This is a genomic window from Arsukibacterium sp. (assembly GCF_036735525.1).
In the GTDB taxonomy this organism is placed as follows: domain Bacteria; phylum Pseudomonadota; class Gammaproteobacteria; order Enterobacterales; family Alteromonadaceae; genus Alishewanella.
Window position 1 is genome coordinate 1 of record NZ_DAINOE010000187.1, and the last position, 2,408, is coordinate 2,408.

Annotated in this window: 3 protein-coding genes and 1 pseudogene; all 4 read right to left on the reverse strand. The window is 51.2% G+C overall.

Annotation, left to right across the window (positions count from 1 at the left end):
- Positions 1-263 (reverse strand): annotated as a pseudogene (locus V7D78_RS17080) (hypothetical protein); the annotation flags it as partial.
- A complete protein-coding gene (locus V7D78_RS17085) occupies positions 260-481 on the reverse strand; it encodes an addiction module protein (protein WP_333609655.1) in 222 nt (73 codons plus the stop codon). The pseudogene V7D78_RS17080 and the gene V7D78_RS17085, both read right to left, overlap by 4 nt.
- Before the next feature lie 55 nt (positions 482-536).
- Positions 537-1,022: a ribonuclease E activity regulator RraA gene (gene rraA / locus V7D78_RS17090; RefSeq protein ID WP_333609656.1), complete on the reverse strand. Its 486-nt coding sequence runs from the start codon at positions 1,020-1,022 to the stop codon at positions 537-539.
- A gap of 197 nt (positions 1,023-1,219) precedes the next feature.
- Positions 1,220-2,408 (reverse strand): FAD-dependent oxidoreductase (locus V7D78_RS17095; RefSeq protein WP_333609657.1); only part of this gene is annotated, 1,189 nt, incomplete at its 5' end.

Below are 2,408 nucleotides of genomic sequence, written 5' to 3' on the forward strand. Positions count from 1 at the left end.
TGGCCCGCATATCTAAAACACGCCATACCACGACTACATCTCGCTTGGGCATTTTGTAGTAAATCGCATAAGGGAAAACGATGCGCCAGCATACGGTAATAACCGAAAACCTGTTGGTGGATGCCGGCATAAACGATGAGAGAATCGATGTCACTGAAAAGGGAGTCAAGGAAGTAATCGCCAAGATGTTCTCCTTGCTGCTGATAAAATAAACGGCCGTTATTGAGGTCGTTTATTGCCGCAGTAAGAACCTGTATTTTCATCGGAATTTATTGCGCAAACTTTGTTTCGCTAGCTCCCAATCATGGGTGACTTCATCACCTTCTCTGACGGCATGCTCAGTCTGCTGCAATGCCTGCTGATGCCAGGCAGGGGAGATTAGATTGTCGGCGCCTTCAGCGGTAAGCTCTTGCCACAAGGTTTCCATCACCTTTAGTTTTTCGGCGGTAGAAAGCTGTTTAATTTGTTCAGTGGTAATCATAAAGCTGGCCGTTGTAAATAACCTGTCTGAAGCATAGCAATAGCGCTTTGATAACTCAAATCAGCAGGGCTTTAGTCGCCACCAGCACACCATTATTATCGGCATAAACAAACTGGCCGGGGATAAAATCTACTCCGGCAAAAGTGACTGTCAGGTTGATATCGCCTAAATCCCGCTTATCGGTTTTCATCGGGTGAATACCCAGTGCCTGCACGCCGAGTTGGGTTTGGCGAATAATATCGATATCCCGAATACAGCCGTTGATAATGATTCCTTCCCAGCCGTTAGCGGCTGCCTGTTCGGCCAGCATATCGCCCAGCAGCGCATGGCGTTTTGAGCCGCCGCCATCCACCACCAGTACTTTACCCTGGCCCGGCATGGCCACCAGTTGTTTAACTTTAGAGTTATCTTCGAAGCATTTCACGGTAACAATTTGCCCGCCAAAGCTTGCTTTGCCACCGTAATTAGTAAAGATGGGATCGGCCACACGAATACAAGCAGCGTGAGCGTCACATAAATCGGGTAGGGTGAATGGGGGCATAGGTTGAGTCCTTTTGTTGCTGCGTCGAGTTATGAGCATTGCTCGAACCGGTTTGCCCACGCTAACACGCCGTAAACCCCTCCCTGGGGGCTCGATTCCGCCCATCCAGGGCTTCAACGGTTAGCTTAGGGCAAACCTAATCTCGCTTATACACTCCGCTGCTACAGTTGGCAGAAACGGATGTGAGCCCTGCGCCTCTATACTTGCAAATAGTCCAAAATCCCCTCAGCGGCTTTACGGCCCTGAGCAATAGCGGTGACGACTAAATCAGAGCCTAATACCATATCGCCACCGGCAAAGATCTTATGCTCATTGGTTTGCATGGCATAGGTACTCTTCTCGCTGGCAATCACCCGGCCTTTGCTATCGAGCTTGACGCCCATATCAATTAACCACTTTGGCGGGCTGGGTTGAAAGCCAAAGGCAATTACCACTGCATCGGCGGCTAATACCTGCTCAGAGCCGGGGACCGGCTGCGGGCTGCGGCGGCCTTTGGCATCAGGCGCGCCCATTTCCGTAGTCACGACCTTAACGCCACACACCTGTCCGGCATTGTTGACTTCAATACCCAGGGGTTGCAGGTTAAACAAAAACTCCACGCCTTCTTCGCGTGCGTTTTGTACTTCTTTGCGTGAGCCTGGCATATTGGCTTCGTCACGCCGATAGGCACAACTGACCTTAGTAGCGCCCTGACGAATAGACGTGCGCACGCAGTCCATAGCGGTATCACCACCACCCAGCACTACTACAGTTTTATCTTTTAAACTGACGTATGGGTGCTCTGTTTGCCAGCCCATCAGGTTATTAATATTGCCAATTAAAAACGGCAGCGCTTCATACACCCCAGGCGCATCTTCATTTACCAGGCCGCCTTTCATTGGCGTGTAGGTGCCAAGTGCTAAAAATACCGCGTCATATTCATCCAGCAGGCTGTCAAAGCTGACATCGACACCCACCGTAGTGTTAAGCCGGAACGCTATGCCCATGTCAGTGAAAATTTCCCGGCGCAGGCTAAGTACACTTTTTTCCAGTTTAAAGGGCGGTATACCAAAGGTCAGTAAGCCACCGATTTCCGGATAACGGTCAAACACCACCGGCGATACGCCGTTGCGAACCAGTACATCAGCACAGGCTAAACCCGCCGGGCCGGCACCGATAACCGCCACCCGGCGCTCGGTTTTAACCACCGCCGATAAATCTGGCCGCCAGCCCATTTCAAAGGCTTTATCGGTAATGTATTTTTCAATACTGCCGATGGTTACGGCGCCAAAGCCTTCGTTTAACGTGCAGGCGCCTTCGCATAAGCGGTCTTGCGGGCACACCCGGCCGCAAACTTCTGGCAGGCTGTTGGTTTTGTGGGCGAGCTCCGCTGCTTCAATAATTTTG

Bases quoted from the DNA above. Each gene is read 5' to 3' on its own strand.
- V7D78_RS17085 (WP_333609655.1), bottom strand. From the start codon at position 481: ATGATTACCACTGAACAAATTAAACAGCTTTCTACCGCCGAAAAACTA.
- rraA (WP_333609656.1), bottom strand. From the start codon at position 1,022: ATGCCCCCATTCACCCTACCCGATTTATGTGACGCTCACGCTGCTTGT.